This window comes from Streptomyces sp. BE303 (genome assembly GCF_036290945.1).
In the GTDB taxonomy this organism is placed as follows: domain Bacteria; phylum Actinomycetota; class Actinomycetes; order Streptomycetales; family Streptomycetaceae; genus Kitasatospora.
Map to the genome: position 1 here is coordinate 1 of NZ_JAQYWZ010000291.1, position 21,745 is coordinate 21,745.

Genomic DNA, 21,745 nt, shown 5'->3' on the forward strand with positions numbered 1-21,745 from the left:
CGGGTCTCGTCCCGGATCCGGGACGAGACCCGCGACCGGAGCCGGGGGCCCGACCGGGAGCCGGGGGCCCGACCGGGCGGGGCCTGATCCCGGGGCGGCCCCGCCCGGATCCCGGGCTCAGTCCCGCGACACGGCGACGCCGGAGGCTTCGGCGCCCGCGGTCTCCACACCTGCGGTCCCGGTGTCGGCCGCCGTGGGGCCGGCGGCGAGTGTGGTGATCGTGGTGAGGCGCTTGGTGGCCCGGGTCAGGGCGACGTAGAGGTCCCGCTCCCCGCCGGGGTGCGCCCCGGTGATCCCGGTGGGATCGACGACCACGACACCGTCGAACTCCAGACCCCGCGCCTGGGAGGCCGGCACCAGCTGGACCGGGCCGGGCAGGACGGCGGCGAGCTCCGCGACCCGGTCGTCGGCGCAGACCACCCCGACCAGGTCGCCGGGGTGCTCCCGGGCCTGGGCGTTGACCTCCCCGAGGACCGCGGCGGCCAGCGTGTCCGGCGCCGTGGCGACCGTACGCGGAGCCTCGCCGTGACGGATCGACCGGCTCGGTTGCTGGCCCGGGGCGATCCGGGCCAGCAGCTCGCGGGTGGTGGCGAGGATCTCCTCGGTGGTGCGGTAGCTGACGGTCAGGGTGTTGAGGGTGAACCGTGAGCCGAGCTGCGGGGTCAGCGCCTCCTCCCAGTCCCGCGCGGTCGTCGCCGGGCCCGCCTGCGCGAAGTCGCCGACCAGCGTCATCGACCGCGCCGGGCACCGACGGGCCACCATCCGCCACTGCATGGCGGTGAACTCCTGGGCCTCGTCGACCACCACGTGGCCGTAGGTGCGCTGCGGCGGCCCGTCGAGCAGGCAGGCGGCCTCGTCCAGCAGCGGCACGTCGGCGGCGGTCCACGGCGCGTTCGGGCTCCGTCGCAGGAGGCCCCGCTCCCCGGCGGTGAGCCGTGGCAGGTAGCGGGCCGTCACGTCGGGCCGGTCCAGCAGCTCCCGGACGAGGTCCTCGGCCCCGAGGCGGGGCCAGAGCTCCTCCACGGCCCGTTCGACGCCGAGGTCGTCCAGCAGGGCGGCCCGGACGGCGTCGGGGTCGAACACGTCGGTCGCGTCGACCACCGGCGGCCCGTCGAGGCCGAGCTGGCGCAGGTCCGCGGCGGCGGTCCGGTCGAGGTTGATGCCGGTGAGCTCGGCGACCTGGGCGTCGATGAGGTCCAGCACCGCCTCGGTGCCCCGCTCCAGCGCATCCGTGACGGCGTCGACCAGCTGTTCCTTGAACACCTGCCGGGCCTGGTTGTGGCCCAGGCCGGTGCGGGTGGCCACCTCCCGGGACCGGGCGACCTCCTGCTCCGTCAGCTCCACCCACTCCTGGCCCGACCGTACGGTGAAGCCGCCCTCCGGGGCCTGCCGGGAGCGCACCAGCTCCGCCAGCGCGTCGGCCAGCTCCGCGCCGCCCTTCAGCCGGGCCGCGTCCGTGGCGTCCGTGCCGCTCGGACCGTCCGCGGTCGCCGGCCGGATCCCGGCGAGGTCGGCGCAGGTGGCGAGCACGACGTCGTTCTCGCCGAGCGAGGGCAGCACCTGCGAGATGTAGTCGAGGAACCGCGTGTTCGGCCCGAGCACCAGCACACCGCGCTCCGCGGCCCTCGGGAACGCGTACAGCACGTAGGCGGCCCGGTGCAGGGCGACGACCGTCTTCCCGGTGCCGGGTCCGCCCTGCACCACCGTCACCCCCCGGTGCGCGGAGCGGACGATCGCGTCCTGCTCGGCCTGGAGGGTGGCGACCGCCGCGCCCATCCGGCCGGTCCGCCGCGCCTGCAACGCCTCGGTCAGCGGGCTGTCGCCGACCACGTCCTCCTCGGTGGGCGAGGACCCGTCCAGCAGCTCGTCGCTCACTCCGACGACGGTGCGGTCGGCCGTCCGCAGATGGCGGCGGCGCCGCAGGCCCATCGGGTGGACGGCCGTCGCCACGTAGAAGGGCCGTGCGGCGTCCGCCCGCCAGTCGACCAGGACCGGGAGATCGGCGTCCTCCACGTGCAGACCGATCCGTCCGATCCGCAGCGCGAAGCCGTCCCCGGCGTCGATCCGGCCGAAGACCAGTCCGTCCGCCGCGCCTTCCAGCCGGCGCGCCTCGGCGGCCCACCGGTGCGCGGCCAGCTCCCGCTCGTGCACCTCGCCCGCGCTGCCGGGCGCCGCCGCGAGTACCTGCGCCAACCGCGCCCGCGCGTCGGCGAGGCGTTCGTCGAGCAGCCCGTACACGGCCGACACCTCGGCCCGCTCGGCCTCCACCACACGCACGGTGCTGTCATTGACCTGCGACAAGACAGGTCCTCCTCTCGGTCCGGCGCACCACTATGCGGTGGATCCCCTCCGAACGAAAGCCTTGACTTCACTGGATTCCTGAGTCCTCCCGGGAGCGTCGGACCCCCGTGGCGCGTGGCCGGACTGACGGGTCGTCGTCCACAGCGGCACGCCGGCCGGTACGCTCGCCGACGCCGAGATCGCCGCGGGGCTGTGGAACGCCCGCCCCTGGAACGCCCGCACCCGGACGCGCGGGAGAATGACCGGGTGACCGACACCACCCTCAACCTCTGGCGACAGCCCCTCGGCACGGTGCCCGAGGAAGTCTGGGACCGCACCGACCTGACGGTCCTGATCCTCGCCGAGACGGGCATCGCCGAACTGCCGCCCACCGTAGGACGGTTGGGGAGACTTCGCACCCTCGACCTCGGCCACAACCGGCTCACCGCCGTACCCGAGGAGATCGGCGACCTCGCGGGGCTCACGGACTTCCTCTACCTGCACGACAACGCGCTCACCGGCCTCCCCGCGGCACTCGGCCGGCTCACCGCACTGCGCTACCTCAACGTCGGTGAGAACCGGATCGACCGGCTGCCGGACAGCCTCGGAGAGCTGACCGGCCTGGTCGAACTCCGCGCCCAGCACAACCGGCTCACCTCGCTGCCCGGCTCGCTCGGAGGACTCCGCGCCCTGCGTGAACTCTGGCTCCGGGGGAATGCGTTGACCACCCTGCCGCCGTCCTTCGCCGGGCTCGGTGAACTGCGTGAACTCGATCTCCGGGAGAACGCCCTCGCCGCCGTCCCGGTGGCGCTGGCCGGCCTGCCGTTGCTGCGCAGGCTCGACCTGCGGGCCAACCTGATCACCGAACTACCGGACTGGCTGGCGGAGTTGCCTGCCCTGGAGAAGCTCGACCTGCGGTGGAACGACCTCGGGCCCGCGGCCCGCGTGCTGGGGGCCCTGGCCGAACGCGGGTGCGTCGTCCTCCGGTGAGGTCCGGTGAGGTCCGGCATAGGGCGGCGGGCGGAAAGCCGCTCGCCGCCGTCCGGGGCCCCTGCTACCGTGGAACACATGAAGCGCGCTGTTGCCGTCCTCACGACGACGCCGGAGAGAGTCCCGGTGCGCTGACTGCTGACCTAGTCCAAAGCCCCGGGGCGAGTGCCCCGGGGCTTCGTCGTACCGGTCCACTCGCCCGCAGATCCGAGTGGAGACCGCCGCCATGAACCGCACCTCCGTGCCCGACCACGCCCACGCCGCGAGCAGCGGCCCCGTGACCGGTGATCGTGCCGACGACCACCGGCGGCTGGGCCGCGAGCTCGAACTCTTCGGAACCGACCCGCTCATCGGGGCCGGACTGCCGTACTGGCTGCCCGACGGGGCCGAGATCCGGCACACCCTGGAGGAGTTCGTCCGTGCCCGGGAACGCCGGGCCGGCTACCGCCACGTCTACTCGCCGGTGCTGGGCAAGCGCGAGCTCTACGAGATCTCCGGTCACTGGCAGCACTACCGCGAGGACATGTTCCCGCCGATGGACCTGGGAGCCGAGCAGGTCGTGCTGCGGCCCAGCCTCTGCCCGCACCACGCGCTGATCTACCGTTCCCGTGCCCGGAGCTACCGTGAACTCCCCCTGCGGATCGCCGAGCTGGGCGGCATGTACCGGTCCGAGCCGTCCGGTGTGCTCGGCGGGTTGACCAGGGTCCGGGCGATCCAACTGAACGACGCGCACGTCTTCTGCACCCCCGAGCAGGCGGGTGACGAGGCGGTCGCCGCACTGGAGCTGATCGGGGACGCGTACCGGGCGCTCGGGATCCGGCCGGTCCGCTACCGCCTCTCCCTGCCGGGCGCGGGCGGCAAGTACGTGGCCGATCCCGCACTGTGGGAGCGGGCCACCGCGCTGCTGACCGGGGTGCTGGAGCGCTCCGGGGTGCCGTACGAGGCGGCGGAGGGCGAGGCCGCGTTCTACGGCCCGAAGATCGACGTCCAGATCGCCGACGCCGCCGGCCGCGAGTCCACCCTCTCCACCGTGCAGATCGACTTCCACCAGCCGGAGCGGTTCGGGCTCCGGTACATCGGCCCGGACGGTGCCAGGCACCGCCCGGTGATGGTCCACCGCAGCGTGATCGGCAGCGTCGAGCGCGTGGTCGCGCACCTGATCGAGCTGTACGGCGGGGCCTTCCCGGCCTGGCTGGCCCCGACCCAGCTGGTCCTGCTGCCGCTCTCCGAGGGCGAGCGGCAGCAGGCCGAGCGGCTCCGCGCGCGGTGTCTGGACCAGGGGCTGCGCGCCGAGGTCGCCGGGCCCGACCGGGGGAGCCTGGGCGCCCGGATCCGTGCGGCCAGGCCGGCCCCGTACCTGGCGGTCATCGGGCCGCGGGAGGCGGCGGACGACCTCGTCGCCCTGCGGCTGCGGGACGGGCGGCGGCTCGATCCGCTGCCGGCCGCCGAGGCGCTGTCCCGGATCGGCGCTCTGGTGGGCGCGTGCAGCCTGGACCTGTGGGACGAGGAGCCCGCGGGCCGGGAGTCGGGCGGCTGACGAGGCCGCGGGCGCCCGGTACCCCGCCGGAGGCCCGGCGGGGTACCGGGTACCGGCCCGTGACGGGGTCTCGGCCGCGCGGGCGAGCGGCGGACGGGCCGGCCGCGGTGCGGTCGTACACATATGACTAGCAGAGGTGTGCGGTGTGTCGGCCCGCCCGTACGGCCGGCCCGCCGTTCGATGGGGGCCGGCGGCCCGGGTCCGGGGCCGCCGACGTCCCCGACCCCGTCCCCGTGCACCGGGAGGTACCCCCATGCGCCTCGCCCCCAGGCTCACCGTCGCCACCCTCACCGCCGCCCTGACCCTCACGGCCGCGGCCGTCGCCGCCCCGGCGGCTCCCGCCGTCCGCCGCCCGCTGCCCGTCCCCGACACGCGGTACTGCGCCGCGGTCGTCGGCCACGCCACCGCCGAGGACGACCTCGGACGGGCCTACGCCGACGCCGTCTGCGACCTCCGGTTCTTCCGCAGCTGACGGACCCGCACCCGCTTCGGCGCCCGGGCCCCGGCGGTCGGTGTGCGCCACGCCCTGCTCGGCCGGGTTCACGACGGGCCGCCGCGTTCGCCCCGACGGCCGGGCGGGGCGGCCCTACCCGAGTGGAAGCGGGCGGCGGGCGCCCGCGAACTCGCCGGCCCAGCGCGGCAGGTCGAGCACGCCCTCGACCCGGGCGATCAGCGTGCCGGTGCGCTCGGCGTGGATCATCGCGCCGTCGTCGGCCCAGAGGCCCACGTGGTGCAGCGGCGCGCCCGGGCGGGAGAAGAAGAGCAGGTCTCCGGGGAGCAGGTCGGCCCGTGCCACCGGAGCGGACCGGTGGTACTGGGCGACGGTGTAGTGCGCCAGCTCCACCGCACCGCCGCTCGCCCGGTACCAGCAGTACAGCGCCAGGCCGCTGCAGTCGAAGCCGACGGTGCTCTCGCCGAGGCACCGGCCGTCGAGGTAGCCGTTCTCCTCGTCGCAGAAGCCGAGGCTCGGGCCCAGCCGGTCTCCGCCGCCCCAGGCGTACGGCACTCCGATCTGCGCGGTCGCCACGGTGGCCACCCGGCGCCCCAGGGCCTGCTCGGGGGAGTCGGCACGGGGCCGGACGGGGGCGGGTCGGGCGGGAGGGGCCGCGGCGGACGCGGTCCCGGCGCCCAGGGCGGGCGCGACGCCGGCCCCCAGCGCCAGCCCCAGGACGCGGCGGCGGCCCAATTCCGGTGTCGGCGGCGGAAACAGCACGAGAGCCTCCTCGGTCGTCGGCGGGCCACCAGGATCCCGGCCGGAGGCCGCGACCCGCCATCACCCGGAACGGTGAATTCTCCGGACACGGGTCCGCGGCCGTCCGGGTCGGCCTCGTTAATCGATTGACGGCCCGTGGGCGGCGTGCGAACGATGGGCGCGGCATCACCCGCGACCACTTCGGAGGACTTCGTGAGCAGCGCCGTCAAGTTGATCCGCAACCACCGGCTCACCCCGGCCGTGGACTACGCGTACGCGGCGGCGGTCGATGCGCCGGTCCGCTCGCTCTGGCTGGCCGGGGCCTGCCCGCTCGACGCCGAGGGCCGTACCGTCGCGGTGGGCGACCACGCCGGTCAGACCCACCAGGTGATGCGGAACCTGATCACCGTGCTGGAGGACGAGGGAGCGGCGCTCACCGACCTGGTCCGCACCACGGTGTACGTCGCCTCGGCCCGGCAGAGCGATCTGGTGGCGGTCTGGGAGGTCTACCGCGAGTACCTCGGCGACCACGACGTGCCGAGCACCCTGGTCGGGGTCACCGTCCTCGGGTACCACGACCAGCTCGTGGAGGTCGAGGCGGTCGCCGTCCTGGGGTGACGGGCGCGGGCGGTCCCGATCAGGCCCGGTCGTCCGCCGCCGCCCGGTCCGCCCCGGCGGGGAGTTCACCTTGCGGTCGACGGGAGGAAGTCTCACCGTTCATACCGGACCGCATGGTCGGTATTCTCTGACGCTGAGTGTGCGGCGCCGCTGCCCGCTGCCCTGGTGGCGTGCCCGTGGGCGGCATCGGCGGCCGGGTAAGATACGGGCTGTTTGGTTTTGTTTCCTGCGGTGGGAGTGGTCGTGATGGCGCGACAGGAGCGGGCGCTGCGGACGCGGCGGCTGATTCTGGAGGCGGCGGCCTCGGTGTTCGACGAGTCCGGCTATGAGGGGGCGACCATCGGCGAGGTGGTGGCCCGCGCGGGTGTGACCCGGGGCGCCGTCTACTTCCACTTCGCGTCGAAACGGGAGCTGGCCCAGGGCGTCATCGAGGCGCAGTACGCCAGCGAGGCCGTTCCCGAGCGGGCCTGCAAGCTTCAGGAGTTCGTGGACACGGGGATGGTCGTCACCCACCTGATCCCCACCGACCCGATGCTCAGCGCCGGTGTGAGGCTCTCGGTGGACCAAGGGGCGGACGGCAGTCTCGGCGTCGACGCGGCCCCCGGGTGGATAGCGCGCCTGGAGCGGTTGCTGGTGGCCGCGGGGGAGCGGGGCGAGCTGCTGCCGCACGTCGTGCCGGCCGACACGGCCGCGCTGATGACGGCGTCCTGGGTGGGGGTGCAGCTCCAGTCGCAGCGGTTCACCGGACGCGCGGACCTCGCCGTCCGGGTCGCCACGCTGTACCGGCACCTGATGCCGAGCATCGCCGTCCCGGGCGTCCTGGCCTCGCTCGACCTGGCGGCGGACCGGGGCGCGCGGGTCGTCGCGGAGATGGCGGCCGCGGATCCGGCCGCTGCGGAGGAGACGGCAACCGACGTCGCCAAGGCATCAGAACCAAACAGCGTGTCCGGTTTTCCCGTGAAGCCCTGATCGCTCCGCCCGACTCCGTAGCGTCATCGCCGCCCGGGAACCCTATGTCGATTGCCACCGAGGCTCGGCAGTGATGGGCTGTGCCGCTATGGATCATGAAGAACTTCTTGCCCTGGTCGACGAGCACATGCGGCGCGGCGCACAGCCCGAGTCCCCGGCGGCACGCGTCGAGCACGTCGGCGCCGTGGTGCGGCAGAGCGGCCCGGACAGCGTGTGGAACGGCGTGCTCTGGTCGGACCTGGGCACCCACGCCGGTGTCGGCACCGCCGAGGACGCCGACCACGCCGAGGACGCCGACCACGCCGACCACGTCGACCGCGCCGTCGCCGACCAGATCGCCTACTTCACCGCGCTCGGCCAGGACTTCGAGTGGACGCTGTACGGGCACGACCGCCCGGCCGACCTCGAAGACCGGCTGCTCGCCGCCGGGTTCACCCCGGACGCGCCCGAGACGCTGATGGTCGCGCGGGTCGCCGACCTGCTCGCCGGGCCGGCCGGGTCGGGACGGCCGGGCGCCGCCGGGATCACGTTGCGCGAGGTCACCGACGAGGCCGGGGTGGATCAGGTCGTGGCCGTCCACGAACAGGCCTTCGGCGCGGACGGCTCGCGCCTGCGCCGCCGCATCCTGGCCCAGCTGGCCGAGTCCCCGGACACCCTGCGGATCCACCTCGCCCTCGCCGAGGTGGACGGCCGAGAGGTGCCGGTGAGCGCGGCGCGGTTGGAGCTGCACCCGGGCACGGGGTTCGCCGGCCTCTGGGGCGGCGGCACGGTCGAGGCGTGGCGGGGCCGTGGCGTCTACCGCGCGCTGGTCGCGCACCGGGCCCGGCTCGCGGACGAACTCGGGTACGCGTACCTGCGGGTGGACGCCTCGCCGCAGAGCCGGCCGATCCTGGAGCGCCTGGGTTTCGCGGCCCTGACCACGGCGACGCCGTACCACTACGGCCACTGACCGCGCCCGGGCCGGGCCGGCCGGGAGGCTCAGCGGATGACCGGAAGGACCGCCGTACGGGTCCGCCCCGCCGCGGCCTCGATGAACTCCACCGGATCGGCGACCTCCGCCAGCAGCACGCGGGTGGCCTGCAGCGCACCGTCCGGCGGCGGCGGGCCGCCGATCGCCGCCGTGAGATCGAGCAGGTGGACGGTCGCCTCCATCACCGCGACCTCGGCGAGGGCGCCCAGCGTGGCCGTACCGAGGAGGGGGTGGGCGATCACGGTCGTCGGAGCCAGGTCCGCGATCCCGGCCAGTGCTTTCGGCCCCTCCGTGGCGAACCGGGCCACCAGGGCGCCGGTTCCGACCGTCGCCGCCAGCTCCCGCGCGTCATCGGCGACGAGATCGGCCGCCGTGTGCGCCACGCCGTCGGGCCGGTTGTAGGCTCGCAGGACGGCGGAGCCGTGCGCCACGGTCGCCGGCCGGTCGACCACGGCCTCCCGCATCCGGGTGAACAGCCCGGGTGTCGGCGCCACGTGGGCGTACAGCTCGCGCACCGACCAGCCCGGAAGCCGGGTGGCCCGCCCCCACTGCTCGGCGTCCAGGGCCGCCCCCCGCTCGGCCCACGTCGCCCAGAGCTCGGCCAACAGGACCCGGTACCGGTCGTTCTGATGGTCCGTCCGCTGCGCCATCGCCTGTTCCTCCTGCTCTGCCGTACGGATCGCGGCCCACCCTAACCGAGGCCGGTACGGCGCCCGCGGGTGCCGCCCGGCCCGGGTCGGCCCAGGTCGCGCAGGGCGTCCAGCACGTCCAGGCCCAGCTCCGGCGCGGCGTCCTCCGGCAGGCTGACCGAGATCCTGGTGGCCAGTCCCGCGTACCGGTGGTGGATCTCGCGTGCCACCTGCCCGACCTCGCCGGCGACGGCGAAGGTGTCGAAGACCCGGTCGTCGATCAGCCCGGTCATCTCCTGCCAGCGTCCGCGCACCGACAGCCGGTGCAGTTCCTCGTGGAGGTCCTCCCAACCGTGCTGGGCCAGCACCGGCCGGTAGGCGGGAGTGGAGGCGTAGAAGGCGAGCCGCTCGCGGACGCCGGCCAGGTTGGTCCGCAGTTCCTCCTCGGTGCGGCCGGTCGCGGTGAGCACGTTGCCGACGACCTCGAACGGCCGGGCGGTCCAGGCCGCCCCCTCGGCCTCGGCCCGGCCGCGCTCCTCGGCGAGGGCGGGCAGCACCTGCCCGGTGAGGTAGTCGACCGAGGTGAACGGGTGGCTGAGGAAGCCGTCGGCGACGGCCCCGGCGGTGCGGACCATCAGCGGACCGACGCCGGCCAGCAGGATCCGGGGCACCCCCGCCGGGACCGGATCGGGGGAGAAGACCGGGGTCATTACCGTGTGCCGGTAGAAGTCGCCGCGGAAGCGCAGCCGTTCACCGGTCTGCCAGCTCTGCCAGATCGCCCGCACGGCGTGGACGTACTCCCGCATCCGGGCGGCGGGCCGGTCCCAGGGCATGCCGAAGCGCTTCTCGATGTGCGGCTTGACCTGGGATCCGAGGCCGATGACGGCCCGTCCGCCGGAGGCCGCGTGCAGGCCCCAGGCCTGGTAGGCGAGCGTCATCGGGGTCCGGGCGAGGGCGACGGCGACGCCGGTGGCCAGCTCGACGGTGCTGGTGCGGTCGGCGGCGCGGGCCAGCTGGAGGAACGGGTCGTAGGCGGTCTCGGAGACGACCAGCCGGTCCATGCCCCGCCGTTCGGCCTGCTCGGCGGCGTCGAGGATGCCGGCCGGGTGCCCGGAGGCGGTGGCGTCGAGTCGGAAGGCGGCGGCCTGCGGGCGGTCCATGGTGTCGGCTCCTGGTCGGGCGTGGCGGTGGGCCCCGGTAGCCTCCCACGCCACCCGGGACGCGGCCGTACGTCCCCGGGCCGGGCGGCGGTGGCAGGGGCTCGACGGCGGTGCGCGGGGGCGCCGAAACGCGCGGACGGCCCCGTGATCCTCACGATGAGGGTCAGACTGTTACCACCGGTGACGGCGCTCCGGCCTGCGGCACCCGTACGGGCTGCGAGACTGGGGGCCATGAACCCTGACCGTCGCAGCCTCGGGCTGCCCGCCTTCTCCGAGCCCGCCGCCGATGCTCCCGTGCCCGCCCAGCCGGGTGGGCGCCGGCTGCTTCCGGTCGAGCAGGGCGCGGACTTCCGCCAGCCGCCCGGCGAGGCCGTGCCTGCCCCTGCCCCGGCCCGGCGCTCGCTCGCCGCCGGAGGCCTCACCTTCTCCGATCCGGAGCGGCAGATCTGAGCGCTGCCCGCCGCAGGTGACACGCTCGTCCTGCGGCGGGCACGAATCCCCGGCCCGTCGGCCGTGTCCCGGTAGCCTACGAACGAGCGCCCGCCGGACCCGAGACGCACACTCACGGGCCATCACCGGCGGGTGCTGTTCTGCGGGCGGACTCACTCCGTTCCGCCCCGGTGGCATTCCTCCGGTGGAACTCACCGGTCCCGTGCGGACGGAGCCTGGGTGCGGGGCCAGGGGCGCCCGTCGAGGCGTTCGATGTCGGTGTTGAACCGCTGTAGGTAGGTGGCGAAGGCGGCGACGTCCTCGGCGGACCAGTCGGCCATCACCAGGTCGAGGGCCTGTGCGTGGGCCGCGCGGTCCTCCTCGAGTCGACGGTGGCCCTCCTCGGTGACGCGGAACTTGCGGGCCATCCCGCCGTCGGGGTCGGGGATCCTCTCGACCAGCCCCGCGCGTGTCATCGCGGCGGTCTGGCGGTTGAGGGTGGAGGCGTCGAGTCCGAACGCGTCGCTGAGCTCGCCGATCGACATCGGACCCTGCATGCCGATCCGGCTGAGCAGGATGTACGCCGACCGGTCCAGCCGGCTGCCCTGCGGGCGGGCGCCGGAGGGGCTCAGGTAGTGGTGTCGGCTGAGCACCATGTACTCGAACGCGACGTCGTCCGTGGGGCCGCCCATGATGCCGTCCTCCCGTCGGTTCCGTGCAGCTCTGACCTGCGGCGTCGGTCCAGTATCGCAGGGTGTGCACCGGTCGGTGAATGTGCACGATACATATGATGTGTACTATGCATAGGTCGCGGCGTGTGCGTCCACGTGTCCGCCCCACCGAGTTCCCGAGGAGATCTCCATGGACGGCCCCCAGGCCACCACCCGGACCGGCGGTGTGGTCGCCACGCTAGCCCTCACCGGCACCGTGGCCGCGATCATGCAGACGCTGGTCACCCCGCTGATCGGCGAGCTGCCCAAGCTGCTGAACACCACCCCGTCCAACGCCACCTGGGTGATCACGGCGACCCTGCTGTCGGCGGCCGTGTTCGTGCCGGTCAGCGGGCGACTGGGTGACCTGCTCGGCAAGCGGCGGATGCTGCTGGCCTGCTGCGTTCCCCTGTTCGTCGGCTCGGTGATCTGCGCGCTCACCTCCTCCGTCCTGCCGATGATCGTCGGACGCGGCCTCCAGGGCGTGGGGATGGGCGTGGTGCCGCTCGGCATCAGCCTGCTCCGCGAGGTCCTGCCGCCGGAGCGGCTCGGCTCGGCGATAGCCCTGGTCAGCGCCTCCATGGGCATCGGCGGCGGTCTCGGGCTGCCGATCTCGGCCGCGGTGGCCGAGTACGCGAGCTGGCGGGTGCTGTTCTGGGGAGCCGCCGCCCTCACCGTGGCGATCACCGCGATGATCTGGTTCCTCGTCCCGGCCCCCGCCGTCCGCCCGGCGGGCGGACGCTTCGACCTGGTCGGCGCGATCGGCCTGGGGGCCGGGCTGGTCTGCCTGCTGCTGCCGGTCTCCAAGGGCGGTGACTGGGGCTGGACCGACGGGCTCACGCTGGGCCTGTTCGGTGCGGCCGTCCTCCTGCTCCTCGCCTGGGGCCGCTGGGAGCTGCGCATCGCCGAGCCGCTGGTCGACCTCCGGGTGACGGCCCGCCCGCGCGTGCTGCTGACCAACGCGGCGTCGGTCCTGGTCGGCTTCGGCATGTACGCGCAGGCACTGATCATCCCGCAGCTGCTCCAGCTGCCCGAGGCCACCGGCTACGGCCTGGGCCGGTCGATGCTGGCCATGGGGCTGTGGATGGCTCCCTCGGGCCTGATGATGATGGCGGTCTCGCCGCTCGGCGGGCGGCTCTCGGCGGCCCGCGGTCCGAAGTTCACGCTGGTCGCCGGCGCCCTGGCGATCGCCACCGGCTACGGCCTCTCGATGGTGCTGATCGGCTCCACCTGGGGCGTCCTGGTGGTCACGCTGGTCTGCAACGCCGGGGTGGGCCTCGCGTACGGCGCGATGCCGGCGCTGATCATGAGCGCGGTGCCGCTGTCGGAGACGGCCTCGGCGAACAGCTTCAACACCCTGATGCGCTCGCTCGGCACCTCGCTCTCGGCCGCCGTCGTGGGCGTGGTCCTCGCGCAGCTGAACACCACCGTGGGCGGGCACACGCTGCCGTCCGAGGCCGGCTTCCGGGTGGGCCTGCTGATCGGCTGCGGTGTCGCGCTGGGCGCCGCCGCGGTGGCCGCGACCATCCCCGTGTCGCGCGACGACGCGGGCGGACGGGCGGCCTTCGATCCGGGCGTCGACGCGGCCGGCGGGGAGCGGGCGGGAGCGGCGGAGGGCGCGGCGCGCGCCTGACCGGCGCGCGGCCCCGACCCGCCCACCGGCGGGTCGGGGCCTTCGTCGTGCGCCGTCCCTCCCGGGTCGGCCGTCCCGGGTCGGCCGTCCCGCGCCGGTCGTCCTGCGTGGAGGCGGCTTGCGCGGAGCCGTTCGCCGAGACCTGTGCCCGCCCACCGGCGGGCCGCCGTCAACCTCACTCTTCACAGGTTCACGCCGCCGCGCGGCCCGGGTTGTATGGCCGCTGGCAGCAGTGACCGCACGGTGGAGGGACGGCCCGATGGGCGTGTTCGGTGGACGGGGGAGGACGGCGGCGGACGCGTCGCCCGACGGCGCGGACGAGCGCGTCGCGTCGAGGCGCCACCGCCCGGCCGCACGTCGGCTGTCGGCGCTCGCCTCCGCCGTGGTGCTGCTGGCCGTCGGCGGCTGGCTCTGGGGTGCGGCCGACCCGGCGCCGGCCGGGGGCGGTGCGGCCGGTCCGGTCCGCAGGCCGACCGAGGACGAGCTGGACGTCCTGCAGCGCGCGGAGCAGCTGCTGATCCGCGACTGCATGAAGGAGCAGGGCTTCTCCTACTTCCCGGTGCCGCGCCGCCCGTCGGCCGACTACCGCGAGTTCCCCTACGTGGTGGACGACGTGGACTGGGCCCGGACCAACGGATACGGGCGGGCCGTCGAACGGCGCCTGGACGAGGAGGACGCGGTCGCCCCACGGACCGCGTACTACCGGAGTCTGCCGCCCGACCGGGCCCAGGCGCTGGGTGTCGCCCTCAACGGCCCGTCCCCCACGGGGCTGGAGGTCGCGAACCCGGTGGGCGGTCGTCTCACCCACAGCGACCAGGGGTGCGCGGTGGGAGCCTGGCAGCGGCTGTACGGGGACGCGCGCGCCTGGTTCGGCTCCAGCGAGGTCGTGAACAACCTCTTCGGTATCCGGGCCGGCCGGGTGACCCAGGACCCGGCGTACCGGGACGCGGTCGCGGTGTGGAGCGCCTGCGTCGCCGGACGCGGTCACCCTGCCGACGACCCGAGGCAGTTGAGGGATCGTCAACTGTCGCGGGAGGGGGAGGCGGCGGAACGGGAGGACGTCCCGGTGGCGGTCTCCGAGGCCGAGTGCGCCCGGTCCACCGGTCTGGACACCACCGTGTCGGGACTGGACCGGCGGTACGCCGACGCCGTCCGGGCCGAGCACCGGGCCGTCTTCGACACCATGTGGCGCCTGCAGACCGGGGCGCTCCCCACCGCTCGCGAGGTAGCCGCACGCGGCTGACCTGGCGACACGTAAGAACACACCGGACACGGTGACGGCACCCGGCGCCGGACGCGGCCCCGGACGAGGCACGGCGCGTGCAGGACGGAAACACCCGGTACGGAGGCTCCCGGCACGTAACACCCGGCACGTAACGCCCGGGGCGGAACACCGGCACGGAACACACAGCACGACGACACACGAAGAGGAGTGGCAGGATGAAGAAGCTCAGCACGGCCCTGGTGGGTCTCGTCGCCGCGGGAGCGGCGGTCCTCGCGGTGCCCACCGCGGCGCACGCCGACGGCGGGTGCAACTGGACCAACTTCTGTGCCTACGCGGACGACACGGGAGCCACGGTGCAGTGGTCCGGCCCGTCGGACGACTGGCCGAGCTCGGTCAAGAACAAGGTCGACTGGGTCGGCAACAACGGTGCGCCGGGCGGCCGGGACAAGGTGAACATCTACTGGGGCACGGCCGCCGAGGGCTACGGCGCCTACGCCTGCATCGGCTACGGGACGTCCTGGAACCTGCGCGGCAACGGCTACTACCTGACCTGGACCCGCAACGGGGACAACCGGGGTCTGAACCAGAGCCTGCACGACAACGCGGCCTCGCACCGCTGGGTCACCTCCTGCGGCAACAACACCTGGTAGACCGGATCCCTCCGGGAGGTGCGGCGCGTCGGCTCCGGCCGGCGCGCCGTATCAGCACTGCGCGACCCAGCGGTGGGACCGGGGCCGGACCGAGGGGTCGAGGTCGGTCCGGGTCTGGACGGGGAGACAGGCCAGGAAGCCCGTCAGGCCTGGTCGTTCGAAGTACTCGACGTCCTTCTTCAGCGCGCCCATGTCCGGTCCGTACCCGTTGTTGAAGATCGAGCGGGGCGGCTTCCGTGCCATCCAGGGGCAGGCGATCTGGTCGTCCAGCCAGTCGTCGTCGGCGTCGATCCACGAGCACATCTCGCCCCGGCCGCCGTGCTCCGAGAAGAGGCAGACGGCGCTGCGGATACATCGCTCGTAGCCCTCGGCCCCGGCCCGGGGGGCCAGGCCGATCCAGAGCGCCCCGCTGCCCACCGCCGCCAGGACGGCCGCGCCGGCCAGCAGTCGACGGGAGGCCCGCCGGCGTCTTCGGAGCCCCTGGCCGGGTTCCCCGCCCGGTGCTCCGCCCGGCCGGTGCTCCGGCCGGGCGGCTGCCGTCGGCCGGTCTCCCCCCGCGGCCGGGTCGGACCCGTCCGCCTCCGGTCCGTCGCCGGCCGTCCGGGCCCGGCGGAGCAGCGAGAGTGCGTCGTGCGCGGCGCGCTGCTCGTGGGTCGGTGCCAGGCAGTCGGCGACGATCTGCCGCCAGCCGGCCGGCAGGCGGGGGGAGAGGCGGAGTTCCTCCCTGCCGCGGGCGTAGCGTGCGGTGGCGTCGCGGCGGGCGGCGGGGGTGGTGCCGGGGAGCGGCAACGATCCGGTCAGGACGAGGTGGGCCAGCACGCCGAAGGCCCAGATGTCGGTGGTGGGCCTGGTGCGGATACCGCGTTCCCCGACGTCGGCCCAGAGCAGCTCGGGCGGCGTGTAGTCGGGTGTGGCGAACGCGGGGGAGTAGGCGTGCGTGTCCTCCAGTTGCGCGGAGAGGTTGAAGTCGGCGAGCCGGGTCGTGCCGTCGGCCATCAGCAGGACGTTGGCGGGCTTGAGGTCGCCGTGCACCCAGCCGGCGCCGTGCAGTTGGTGGAGCCCCTCCAGGACGTCGGTGAGTACGCCGGCGGCCCGTCCGGGCGGCGCGCCGTCGTCGGCGAGGAGGGTGTCGAGGGAGCGCTCGGCCCGTTCGAGGACGAGGACGGTGGCGCCGTCGAGCTCGGGGCGGGCGGGGTCGTCGACGGTCAGGACGTCGTGCAGGCGGATCAGGCGCGGTGCTCGCAGGGTGCTGAGCAGGGCGATCTCACGGTCGGCCAGCTCGCGCAGATGACGGAGCTGGCGAGGGGTGCGGGTGCCGGTGGGCAGGAACTTGAGCGCGACGCCCGCGCCGGTCGCGTCCGTGCCGGTCCCTGTCCGCGTCCCGGTCGTGTGGCCCGCCCCGTCGGAGACGTCGGCTCCCCGGCCCGCGTACACGCTGCCGAATCCGCCCGCGCCCAGCGGCTCGCCGACCTCCCAGGGGCCGACCCGGTAGCCGGACGGGACGGTGAGCGACCCGGAGGACGCCGGGCGGGCGGGTGCCGGGTGCTGCTCCGGCCCGCTCATCGGCGGGGCCTGCCCGTCACCGGGGCGGTGAGGGCGGCGAGGTGCTCCTCGCGGACCAGGTCGAAGCGGAGCGCCAGCGACACGAGCGCGTCCTTCTTCCCGTTCAGCCGGATGCCCGGGCCGTCCGGGTCGGCGGCGGCCGTGTCCGGTGCGGCGCGCAGGCGGAGTTTGACGGCGAGATAGCCGATGTTCCACTGCACCGCCGCCCGGTTGACCTCGGGCCAGATCGGCCGCAACCGTGTCACCACCTGTTCGACGGTGGGCAGCGGCGCGTGTGGCCGTCCGCGGAGCCGGGGTTCGCACAGCGCGGTGAGGACGAGGAAGTAGCGTTTGGTGCGGTCGAGCGGGAAGGCCACCACGGTGGGCGTACCGCCGCGGTCGCCCTGGCCGCCGGCGTCGTCCGGTCCGTCGGGGCCGTCGGGCGCCCCGAACTCGACGTACTCGTGGCGTGGCGCCCAGACGTCGAGGCCGAGCAGGTCGCCCCCGGCCGGCAGGACGATCCGGGCGAACTCGAACGGGACGGGCGCCTCGACCCGGCCCGGGGCGACCTTGATGTGCTCACCTGCGCCCTCGGGGTTCTCGACCACGTAGGTGGCGGAGGGGCTGAAGTTGCTCAGCGACCAGAAGGTGCCGACGCAGGTGATCTCCCCGGCGGAGCGGGAGACACCGGCGTGGGGGAGCAGGAGGTGCCGGCGGTGGTCGGCGGGGGCGCTGCGGCCGAAGTGGAGCGTGTCGCCGGGCGCCAGCCGGATCTGGGCGGACGGGTCGGCCGCCGTCGGAACCACGATGATACTGTGCATGACACAGTACCTTCTCCCGGACAGCCGGGAGAAGGTAGGTGCAGAGGGCCAACTGCCGTTGAAAGTGCCGTTTCTCGACCGTTTTTGACGCTCGATCAGCTAGTATCCCGGTCGCTCCGCCCTCCGGGTGACCATAGCCGTCCGCGCCGGAGCCGGTCCCGCCGTGCGGTCGTCAGCACTCGCCGCGCCACTCGATCCGGTCGACGGTCCGCCCGCCGGACGGCAGGTTGCCGCGGCCGTCGGTCGGGCCGAAGTGCAGGCACTGGCTCCCGCCCTCCCGGAAGTACACCTGCACGTGGTCGTAGCCCGGCTGCGGATTCCCGTTGTTGAAGAACGACCGGCGCAGTCCGCAGGTGCTGGAGGGCACGTCGACGTCGGTACGGCAGACGGTGCCGGTGCCGTCCGTGCCGGAGTAGAAGCAGACCCAGCCCGCCGGGCAGTCCTGCCAGGCGTCGGACGGGCCGGGGGAGCAGTTGCGGCTGGTCACGCTCGGCCACTCCCGCGCGGCACCCGCGTACTCGACGCCGTCGAACCTCGCCGGCACCCGGTGGCTCTCGTCGGTGAAGTCACCGCCGGTGGTCAGGTGGCGCTGCTCGTCATGCAGGTGCGACCAGCCGGAGTTGCCCGTGGTGCCGATCCGCCCGATCAGGGTGGACGGGGTCACCGGGTCGCCCTTCTGCACGTACGCGGCCGGGCCGTCCTTGAGGTGGTAGTAGGCCGTGAACCAGCCGTTGCCGTGGTTGATCTGGACGGTGTTGCCCGAGCCGTTGTTCCAGTACGTGGCGGAGACGGTGCCCGCCGCCGAGGCGAGGACCGGCAGCCCGTCGGAGCCGGTGTTGTGCTCGACCACCATGTCCAGCGCGGGGTCGTGCCCCCAGGTGTTCAACTGCCACACGGTGCCGCACGGGAACGGCAGTTGGAACACCGGCCTGGTGTCGGCCGAGGCCCGCCCCCGCGCGGGGGAGGCACCGGCCGGGACCGCCCCGCCCAGCAGGGCCAGCGCCGCGAGCAGCACCGGCAGCAACACGCCCGGCAGGCCCCGCCGGTACGCCGTTCGCCCCGACGTACTTCCCGTCGTTCTCTCCACGGTCCCTCGTCCCACGGTCCCTCGCTCCACTGTCCCGACTCTCCGGTGCGCTGCCGGCAGGTGTGTCCCCGCCCGGACGACGGCGGCCGGACGGCCCCGCCCGGAGAGCCCGCCCTCGCCCGCCGACCATCCTGGGCCCGTCCGGGCCTTCCCCGGCACCTCAGACCTGTGAGGGTCCGGGCGGTGGCCCCCGGTCCCGGGCCCGAAGGACCGCTGTCCGGACGGGTGACGGGGTGGGGCGGTCTGCGTAGACTCGGTCGCCCTGTGCCCGGACGAGTCCAGGAGCCCTCGCCATGACCTCGCCGTCTCCCAGCATCAGTGCCGGCAGCGTCTCCACGCCGCTGCTGGACCACACGATCGGTGCCGCCCTCGACCGCGCCGTGCGGGCCTTCCCGGAGCGGGAGGCCCTGGTCGACGTGCCGGGCGGACGGCGGTGGACGTACCGGGAGTTGTCGGCGGAGGTCGACCGGGTCGCGCTCGGGCTGGTGGGGCTGGGCGTGACGGCGGGCGACCGGGTCGGGATCTGGGCGCCGAACTGCGCGGAGTGGGTGTTCGTGCAGTACGCCACCGCGCGGATCGGCGCGGTCCTGGTGACCGTCAACCCGGGCTACCGGGTGCACGAGGTCGAGTACGTGCTGCGCCAGTCGGGGATCCGGACGGTCGTCGCGGCGCCGCGCTTCAAGACCTCCGACTATGCGGCGATGCTGGCGGAGGCGGGCCCGCGCTGTCCGGAGCTGAGGGACGTGCTGCTGATCGGCTCGGCGGACTGGGACGAGCTGTCGGCGGCCGGCGGACGCGGGGACCGGGCCCGGCTGTCGGCGATCGGCGCGGAGCTCGGACCGCACGATCCGATCAACATCCAGTACACCTCGGGCACCACCGGCTTCCCCAAGGGCGCCACGCTCTCGCACCACAACATCCTCAACAACGGCTACTTCGTCGGGGAGGCGTGCGGCTACTCGGAGGCGGACCGGATCTGTGTGCCCGTCCCGTTCTACCACTGCTTCGGGATGGTCATGGCCAACCTGGCGGCCCTCTCCCACGGTTCCTGCGTCGTGATCCCGGCGCCGGCCTTCGACGCCGCCGCCACCCTGCGCGCGGTGGCCGCCGAGCGGTGCACCTCGCTCTACGGCGTGCCGACGATGTTCATCGCGGAACTCGGCGAGCCCGGCTTCGACGACCACGACCTGTCCAGCCTGCGCACCGGGATCATGGCGGGATCGCCCTGCCCGACCGAGGTGATGAAGCAGGTGGTCGACCGGATGGGCATGCGCGACGTCTCCATCTGCTACGGCATGACCGAGACCTCACCGGTCTCCACCCAGACCCGCGCGGAGGACCCGCTGGAGCGGCGCGTCTCCACCGTCGGCCGGGTGGGCCCGCACTTGGAGGTCAAGGTGGTCGACCCGGACACCGGTACGACCGTCCTGCGCGGCACCCCCGGCGAACTCTGCACCCGCGGCTACTCGGTGATGGTCGGCTACTGGGAGGAGCCGGACCGGACGGCGGAGGCGATCGACGCCGACGGCTGGATGCACACCGGTGACCTCGCGGCGATGGACGAGGAGGGCTACCTCACCGTCACCGGCAGGCTCAAGGACATGGTCATCCGGGGCGGCGAGAACATCTACCCGCGCGAGGTCGAGGAGTTCCTGCACACTCATCCCGACATCCTGGACGTCCAGGTGATCGGCGTGCCCGACGCCCGGTACGGGGAGGAGCTGATGGCCTGGGTCCGGCCGCGCCCCGGTGCGCCGGAGCTGACGGCCGAGGTCCTGCGGGAGTACTGCGCCGACCGGATCGCGCACTACAAGGTGCCGCGTTACGTGCACCTGGTCGACGAGTTCCCGATGACCGTGACCGGGAAGGTCCGCAAGGTGGAGATGCGCGAACAGGCGGTCGGGCTCCTGGGCCTCGGCGGTGCGGCCGGCGTCGAGCACGCCTGAACGGCGTCCTTGCGCGGGTGTGCCGCCAGGCCACCGGTGGCCCCGGGGGGTACCCGGTGCCACCGGCAGCCGGAGGTCGGCTGCCGGAAGTCAGCAGCAGGAAATCAGCTGTCGGACGTCACCTGACGGACGTCACCTGCCGGAGGTCAGCTGCCCGAGCCGATACGGGCGGCGACGTCGGTGCGCAGGGCGGGAAGGGTGGCGTACGTGACGCCGCCGGGGCACTCGGTGGCCAGCCAGTCGCGGTGGCCGCTGATCATGTCGACCGGCTTGGTCACACCGTTGACCGGGTTGACGTAGGTGACGTGGGCCTGCGGGTTCAGACCGTGCGTACCGGCCGCGAGGGCGAGCAGCAGGGTGAGCGAGTGCCGCGCCTGCGCGGTGGGCTCCTGGCCGGTGAGGGTGCCGAGCAGGGCGATGCCGAGGTTGCCGGAGTTGAACCCGGCGGTGTGGAAGGCCGTGACCACGTTGCCGGTCGCGTCGTGCCCGGGGATGCCGTCCTCGCCGGACCAGCGGCCCTCGTAGATCCGCCCGGCCTCGTCGATCAGGAAGTGGTAGCCGATGTCGCCCCAGTCGAGGGTGATGGCGTGGTACTCGTAGATCGCCCGCACGGTGGCCGCCGGGTCGGCGTCGGCGTTCGGGGTGTCGGTGTGGTGCACCGTCAGGGTCTGCAGCGGGTAGTACTTGGCGGGGGAGTTCTCGGCGCCGTTCTTGAAGCGCTTGGACTCGTCGGCGCCCCACGCGGCGCGCGGCAGGTACTGCACGCCGCAGAAGGTGGTGGGAGCGCTCGGGGAGATCGAGGCGCTGCGGACCGGACCGTGGGTGGTGTCGACGGCCGCGGAGCGGAGGTTGGCGGCGCCGTCGGGCAGGCGCAGCTCGTAGCCGACCGCGCCGTCGGCGGCGACGAGCACGGTGGCGGCGGGGGCGGCCGCCGTCGCGAGGTCCGAGTGGCCGACCGGGTCCGGGCCGCCCGCGCAGCCGGCGGTCAGCGGCTTCCAGGCGCCGGGCCCGGTGCCGTCGTGGTGGAGGCGGATGGCCGCGCCGCGCCGGGGGCCGTCCCAGCTGACACCGACGTAGCGGATCGGGAACTCCGCGCGGACGTCGGCGGCTGCCCCGCCGGCCGCGGACCGGGCCCGGGTGGCGGGGGTGGTGACCGTACGGGCGGGGTTCGAGGCCGGGGCGGCCGGCGTGCCGGCCGGGGAACCGGTGGCAGGGGTGCTCGCAGTGGCGGCGTTCGCGGCGTTCGCGGTGGCGAGTGCGGCGGCCGTGGCGCCTATCGCGGTGACCAGGGTGCGCCGGGTGACGGCGGGTCGGGCGTTCGGCATGGGTGTCCTGTCTCGGGGTGTGGAGCGGGTGA

General features: G+C 74.2%; 20 protein-coding genes. 11 read left to right on the forward strand and 9 right to left on the reverse strand.

Annotated features, from left to right (window positions below):
* Window positions 1-117: 117 nt before the first annotated feature.
* A complete protein-coding gene (locus tag PUR56_RS02590; protein WP_329947675.1) occupies window positions 118-2,301 on the reverse strand; it encodes a HelD family protein in 2,184 nt (727 codons plus the stop codon).
* 246 nt (window positions 2,302-2,547) lie between these two features.
* On the opposite strand from PUR56_RS02590, the gene PUR56_RS02595 reads away from it, so the two are divergent.
* From PUR56_RS02595 to PUR56_RS02605, 3 genes are all read left to right on the forward strand, one after another.
* Complete coding sequence (locus PUR56_RS02595) at window positions 2,548-3,270, forward strand: leucine-rich repeat domain-containing protein (RefSeq protein ID WP_329875780.1); 723 nt, start codon at window positions 2,548-2,550, stop codon at window positions 3,268-3,270.
* Window positions 3,271-3,496: 226 nt separating this feature from the next.
* A complete protein-coding gene (gene thrS / locus PUR56_RS02600; RefSeq protein WP_329947676.1) occupies window positions 3,497-4,807 on the forward strand; it encodes a threonine--tRNA ligase in 1,311 nt (436 codons plus the stop codon).
* Between the two features lie 253 nt (window positions 4,808-5,060).
* Window positions 5,061-5,279 carry a hypothetical protein gene (locus PUR56_RS02605; RefSeq protein WP_329947677.1) on the forward strand — a complete coding sequence of 73 codons (219 nt, stop codon included), beginning with the start codon at window positions 5,061-5,063 and terminating at the stop codon, window positions 5,277-5,279.
* Window positions 5,280-5,393: 114 nt separating this feature from the next.
* Here PUR56_RS02605 and PUR56_RS02610 read toward each other — a convergent pair whose 3' ends face one another.
* Complete coding sequence (locus PUR56_RS02610; protein WP_329947678.1) at window positions 5,394-6,020, reverse strand: C40 family peptidase; 627 nt, start codon at window positions 6,018-6,020, stop codon at window positions 5,394-5,396.
* Window positions 6,021-6,212: 192 nt separating this feature from the next.
* Between PUR56_RS02610 and PUR56_RS02615 the strand changes: the two genes are divergently transcribed.
* The 3 genes from PUR56_RS02615 (at window position 6,213) to PUR56_RS02625 (ending at window position 8,535) form a co-directional block, all read left to right on the forward strand.
* Window positions 6,213-6,617 carry a RidA family protein gene (locus PUR56_RS02615; RefSeq protein WP_329875788.1) on the forward strand — a complete coding sequence of 135 codons (405 nt, stop codon included), beginning with the start codon at window positions 6,213-6,215 and terminating at the stop codon, window positions 6,615-6,617.
* Between the two features lie 246 nt (window positions 6,618-6,863).
* Complete coding sequence (locus tag PUR56_RS02620) at window positions 6,864-7,586, forward strand: ScbR family autoregulator-binding transcription factor (RefSeq protein WP_329947679.1); 723 nt, start codon at window positions 6,864-6,866, stop codon at window positions 7,584-7,586.
* A gap of 88 nt (window positions 7,587-7,674) precedes the next feature.
* Window positions 7,675-8,535, forward strand: a complete 861-nt coding sequence (locus PUR56_RS02625; RefSeq protein ID WP_329947680.1) for a GNAT family N-acetyltransferase — start codon at window positions 7,675-7,677, stop codon at window positions 8,533-8,535.
* Window positions 8,536-8,564: 29 nt separating this feature from the next.
* Here PUR56_RS02625 and PUR56_RS02630 read toward each other — a convergent pair whose 3' ends face one another.
* A complete protein-coding gene (locus PUR56_RS02630; RefSeq protein WP_329947681.1) occupies window positions 8,565-9,206 on the reverse strand; it encodes a maleylpyruvate isomerase N-terminal domain-containing protein in 642 nt (213 codons plus the stop codon).
* A gap of 41 nt (window positions 9,207-9,247) precedes the next feature.
* Window positions 9,248-10,345: a TIGR03617 family F420-dependent LLM class oxidoreductase gene (locus PUR56_RS02635; RefSeq protein ID WP_329947682.1), complete on the reverse strand. Its 1,098-nt coding sequence runs from the start codon at window positions 10,343-10,345 to the stop codon at window positions 9,248-9,250.
* Between the two features lie 231 nt (window positions 10,346-10,576).
* Between PUR56_RS02635 and PUR56_RS02640 the strand changes: the two genes are divergently transcribed.
* Entirely contained in the window at window positions 10,577-10,795 is a 219-nt protein-coding gene (locus PUR56_RS02640; protein WP_329875798.1) for a hypothetical protein, read from the forward strand.
* Window positions 10,796-10,986: 191 nt separating this feature from the next.
* On the opposite strand, the gene PUR56_RS02645 is transcribed toward PUR56_RS02640, so the two are convergent.
* Complete coding sequence (locus tag PUR56_RS02645; RefSeq protein ID WP_329875800.1) at window positions 10,987-11,466, reverse strand: MarR family winged helix-turn-helix transcriptional regulator; 480 nt, start codon at window positions 11,464-11,466, stop codon at window positions 10,987-10,989.
* A 169-nt stretch (window positions 11,467-11,635) separates the two neighbouring features.
* Here PUR56_RS02645 and PUR56_RS02650 point away from each other — a divergent pair, with 169 nt between their 5' ends.
* The 3 genes from PUR56_RS02650 to PUR56_RS02660 all read left to right on the forward strand — a co-directional run bounded on the left by PUR56_RS02650 (window position 11,636) and on the right by PUR56_RS02660 (window position 14,992).
* Window positions 11,636-13,117 (forward strand): MFS transporter, encoded by a 1,482-nt coding sequence (locus PUR56_RS02650; RefSeq protein WP_329947683.1) that lies wholly within the window; start codon window positions 11,636-11,638, stop codon window positions 13,115-13,117.
* A gap of 259 nt (window positions 13,118-13,376) precedes the next feature.
* Window positions 13,377-14,360, forward strand: coding sequence for a hypothetical protein (locus PUR56_RS02655; protein ID WP_329947684.1), 984 nt, complete (start codon window positions 13,377-13,379; stop codon window positions 14,358-14,360).
* Window positions 14,361-14,557: 197 nt separating this feature from the next.
* Window positions 14,558-14,992, forward strand: coding sequence for a hypothetical protein (locus PUR56_RS02660; protein ID WP_329947685.1), 435 nt, complete (start codon window positions 14,558-14,560; stop codon window positions 14,990-14,992).
* A gap of 51 nt (window positions 14,993-15,043) precedes the next feature.
* On the opposite strand, the gene PUR56_RS02665 is transcribed toward PUR56_RS02660, so the two are convergent.
* The 3 genes from PUR56_RS02665 to PUR56_RS02675 form a co-directional block, all read right to left on the reverse strand.
* Window positions 15,044-16,555, reverse strand: a complete 1,512-nt coding sequence (locus tag PUR56_RS02665; RefSeq protein ID WP_329947686.1) for a serine/threonine-protein kinase — start codon at window positions 16,553-16,555, stop codon at window positions 15,044-15,046.
* The gene (locus PUR56_RS02670; protein WP_329947687.1) at window positions 16,552-17,355 is read right to left on the reverse strand and encodes an FHA domain-containing protein; all 804 of its coding nucleotides are present in this window, start codon (window positions 17,353-17,355) and stop codon (window positions 16,552-16,554) included. The genes PUR56_RS02665 and PUR56_RS02670 overlap by 4 nt, the downstream gene beginning before the upstream one ends.
* A 172-nt stretch (window positions 17,356-17,527) precedes the next feature.
* Window positions 17,528-18,382, reverse strand: a complete 855-nt coding sequence (locus tag PUR56_RS02675; protein WP_329947688.1) for a peptidoglycan DD-metalloendopeptidase family protein — start codon at window positions 18,380-18,382, stop codon at window positions 17,528-17,530.
* Window positions 18,383-18,735: 353 nt separating this feature from the next.
* Between PUR56_RS02675 and PUR56_RS02680 the strand changes: the two genes are divergently transcribed.
* Window positions 18,736-20,388: an AMP-binding protein gene (locus PUR56_RS02680; protein ID WP_329947689.1), complete on the forward strand. Its 1,653-nt coding sequence runs from the start codon at window positions 18,736-18,738 to the stop codon at window positions 20,386-20,388.
* Window positions 20,389-20,534: 146 nt separating this feature from the next.
* On the opposite strand, the gene PUR56_RS02685 is transcribed toward PUR56_RS02680, so the two are convergent.
* Window positions 20,535-21,713: an N-acetylmuramoyl-L-alanine amidase gene (locus PUR56_RS02685; RefSeq protein WP_329947690.1), complete on the reverse strand. Its 1,179-nt coding sequence runs from the start codon at window positions 21,711-21,713 to the stop codon at window positions 20,535-20,537.
* Between the last annotated feature and the right edge of the window lie 32 nt (window positions 21,714-21,745).

Coding starts and splice junctions, on each gene's coding strand:
- PUR56_RS02680 (WP_329947689.1), top strand. CDS start 18,736: ATGACCTCGCCGTCTCCCAGCATCAGTGCCGGCAGCGTCTCCACGCCG.
- PUR56_RS02625 (WP_329947680.1), top strand. CDS start 7,675: ATGGATCATGAAGAACTTCTTGCCCTGGTCGACGAGCACATGCGGCGC.
- PUR56_RS02635 (WP_329947682.1), bottom strand. CDS start 10,345: ATGGACCGCCCGCAGGCCGCCGCCTTCCGACTCGACGCCACCGCCTCC.
- PUR56_RS02685 (WP_329947690.1), bottom strand. CDS start 21,713: ATGCCGAACGCCCGACCCGCCGTCACCCGGCGCACCCTGGTCACCGCG.
- thrS (WP_329947676.1), top strand. CDS start 3,497: ATGAACCGCACCTCCGTGCCCGACCACGCCCACGCCGCGAGCAGCGGC.
- PUR56_RS02655 (WP_329947684.1), top strand. CDS start 13,377: ATGGGCGTGTTCGGTGGACGGGGGAGGACGGCGGCGGACGCGTCGCCC.
- PUR56_RS02660 (WP_329947685.1), top strand. CDS start 14,558: ATGAAGAAGCTCAGCACGGCCCTGGTGGGTCTCGTCGCCGCGGGAGCG.
- PUR56_RS02650 (WP_329947683.1), top strand. CDS start 11,636: ATGGACGGCCCCCAGGCCACCACCCGGACCGGCGGTGTGGTCGCCACG.
- PUR56_RS02670 (WP_329947687.1), bottom strand. CDS start 17,355: ATGCACAGTATCATCGTGGTTCCGACGGCGGCCGACCCGTCCGCCCAG.
- PUR56_RS02620 (WP_329947679.1), top strand. CDS start 6,864: ATGGCGCGACAGGAGCGGGCGCTGCGGACGCGGCGGCTGATTCTGGAG.
- PUR56_RS02640 (WP_329875798.1), top strand. CDS start 10,577: ATGAACCCTGACCGTCGCAGCCTCGGGCTGCCCGCCTTCTCCGAGCCC.
- PUR56_RS02630 (WP_329947681.1), bottom strand. CDS start 9,206: ATGGCGCAGCGGACGGACCATCAGAACGACCGGTACCGGGTCCTGTTG.
- PUR56_RS02665 (WP_329947686.1), bottom strand. CDS start 16,555: ATGAGCGGGCCGGAGCAGCACCCGGCACCCGCCCGCCCGGCGTCCTCC.
- PUR56_RS02605 (WP_329947677.1), top strand. CDS start 5,061: ATGCGCCTCGCCCCCAGGCTCACCGTCGCCACCCTCACCGCCGCCCTG.
- PUR56_RS02645 (WP_329875800.1), bottom strand. CDS start 11,466: ATGGGCGGCCCCACGGACGACGTCGCGTTCGAGTACATGGTGCTCAGC.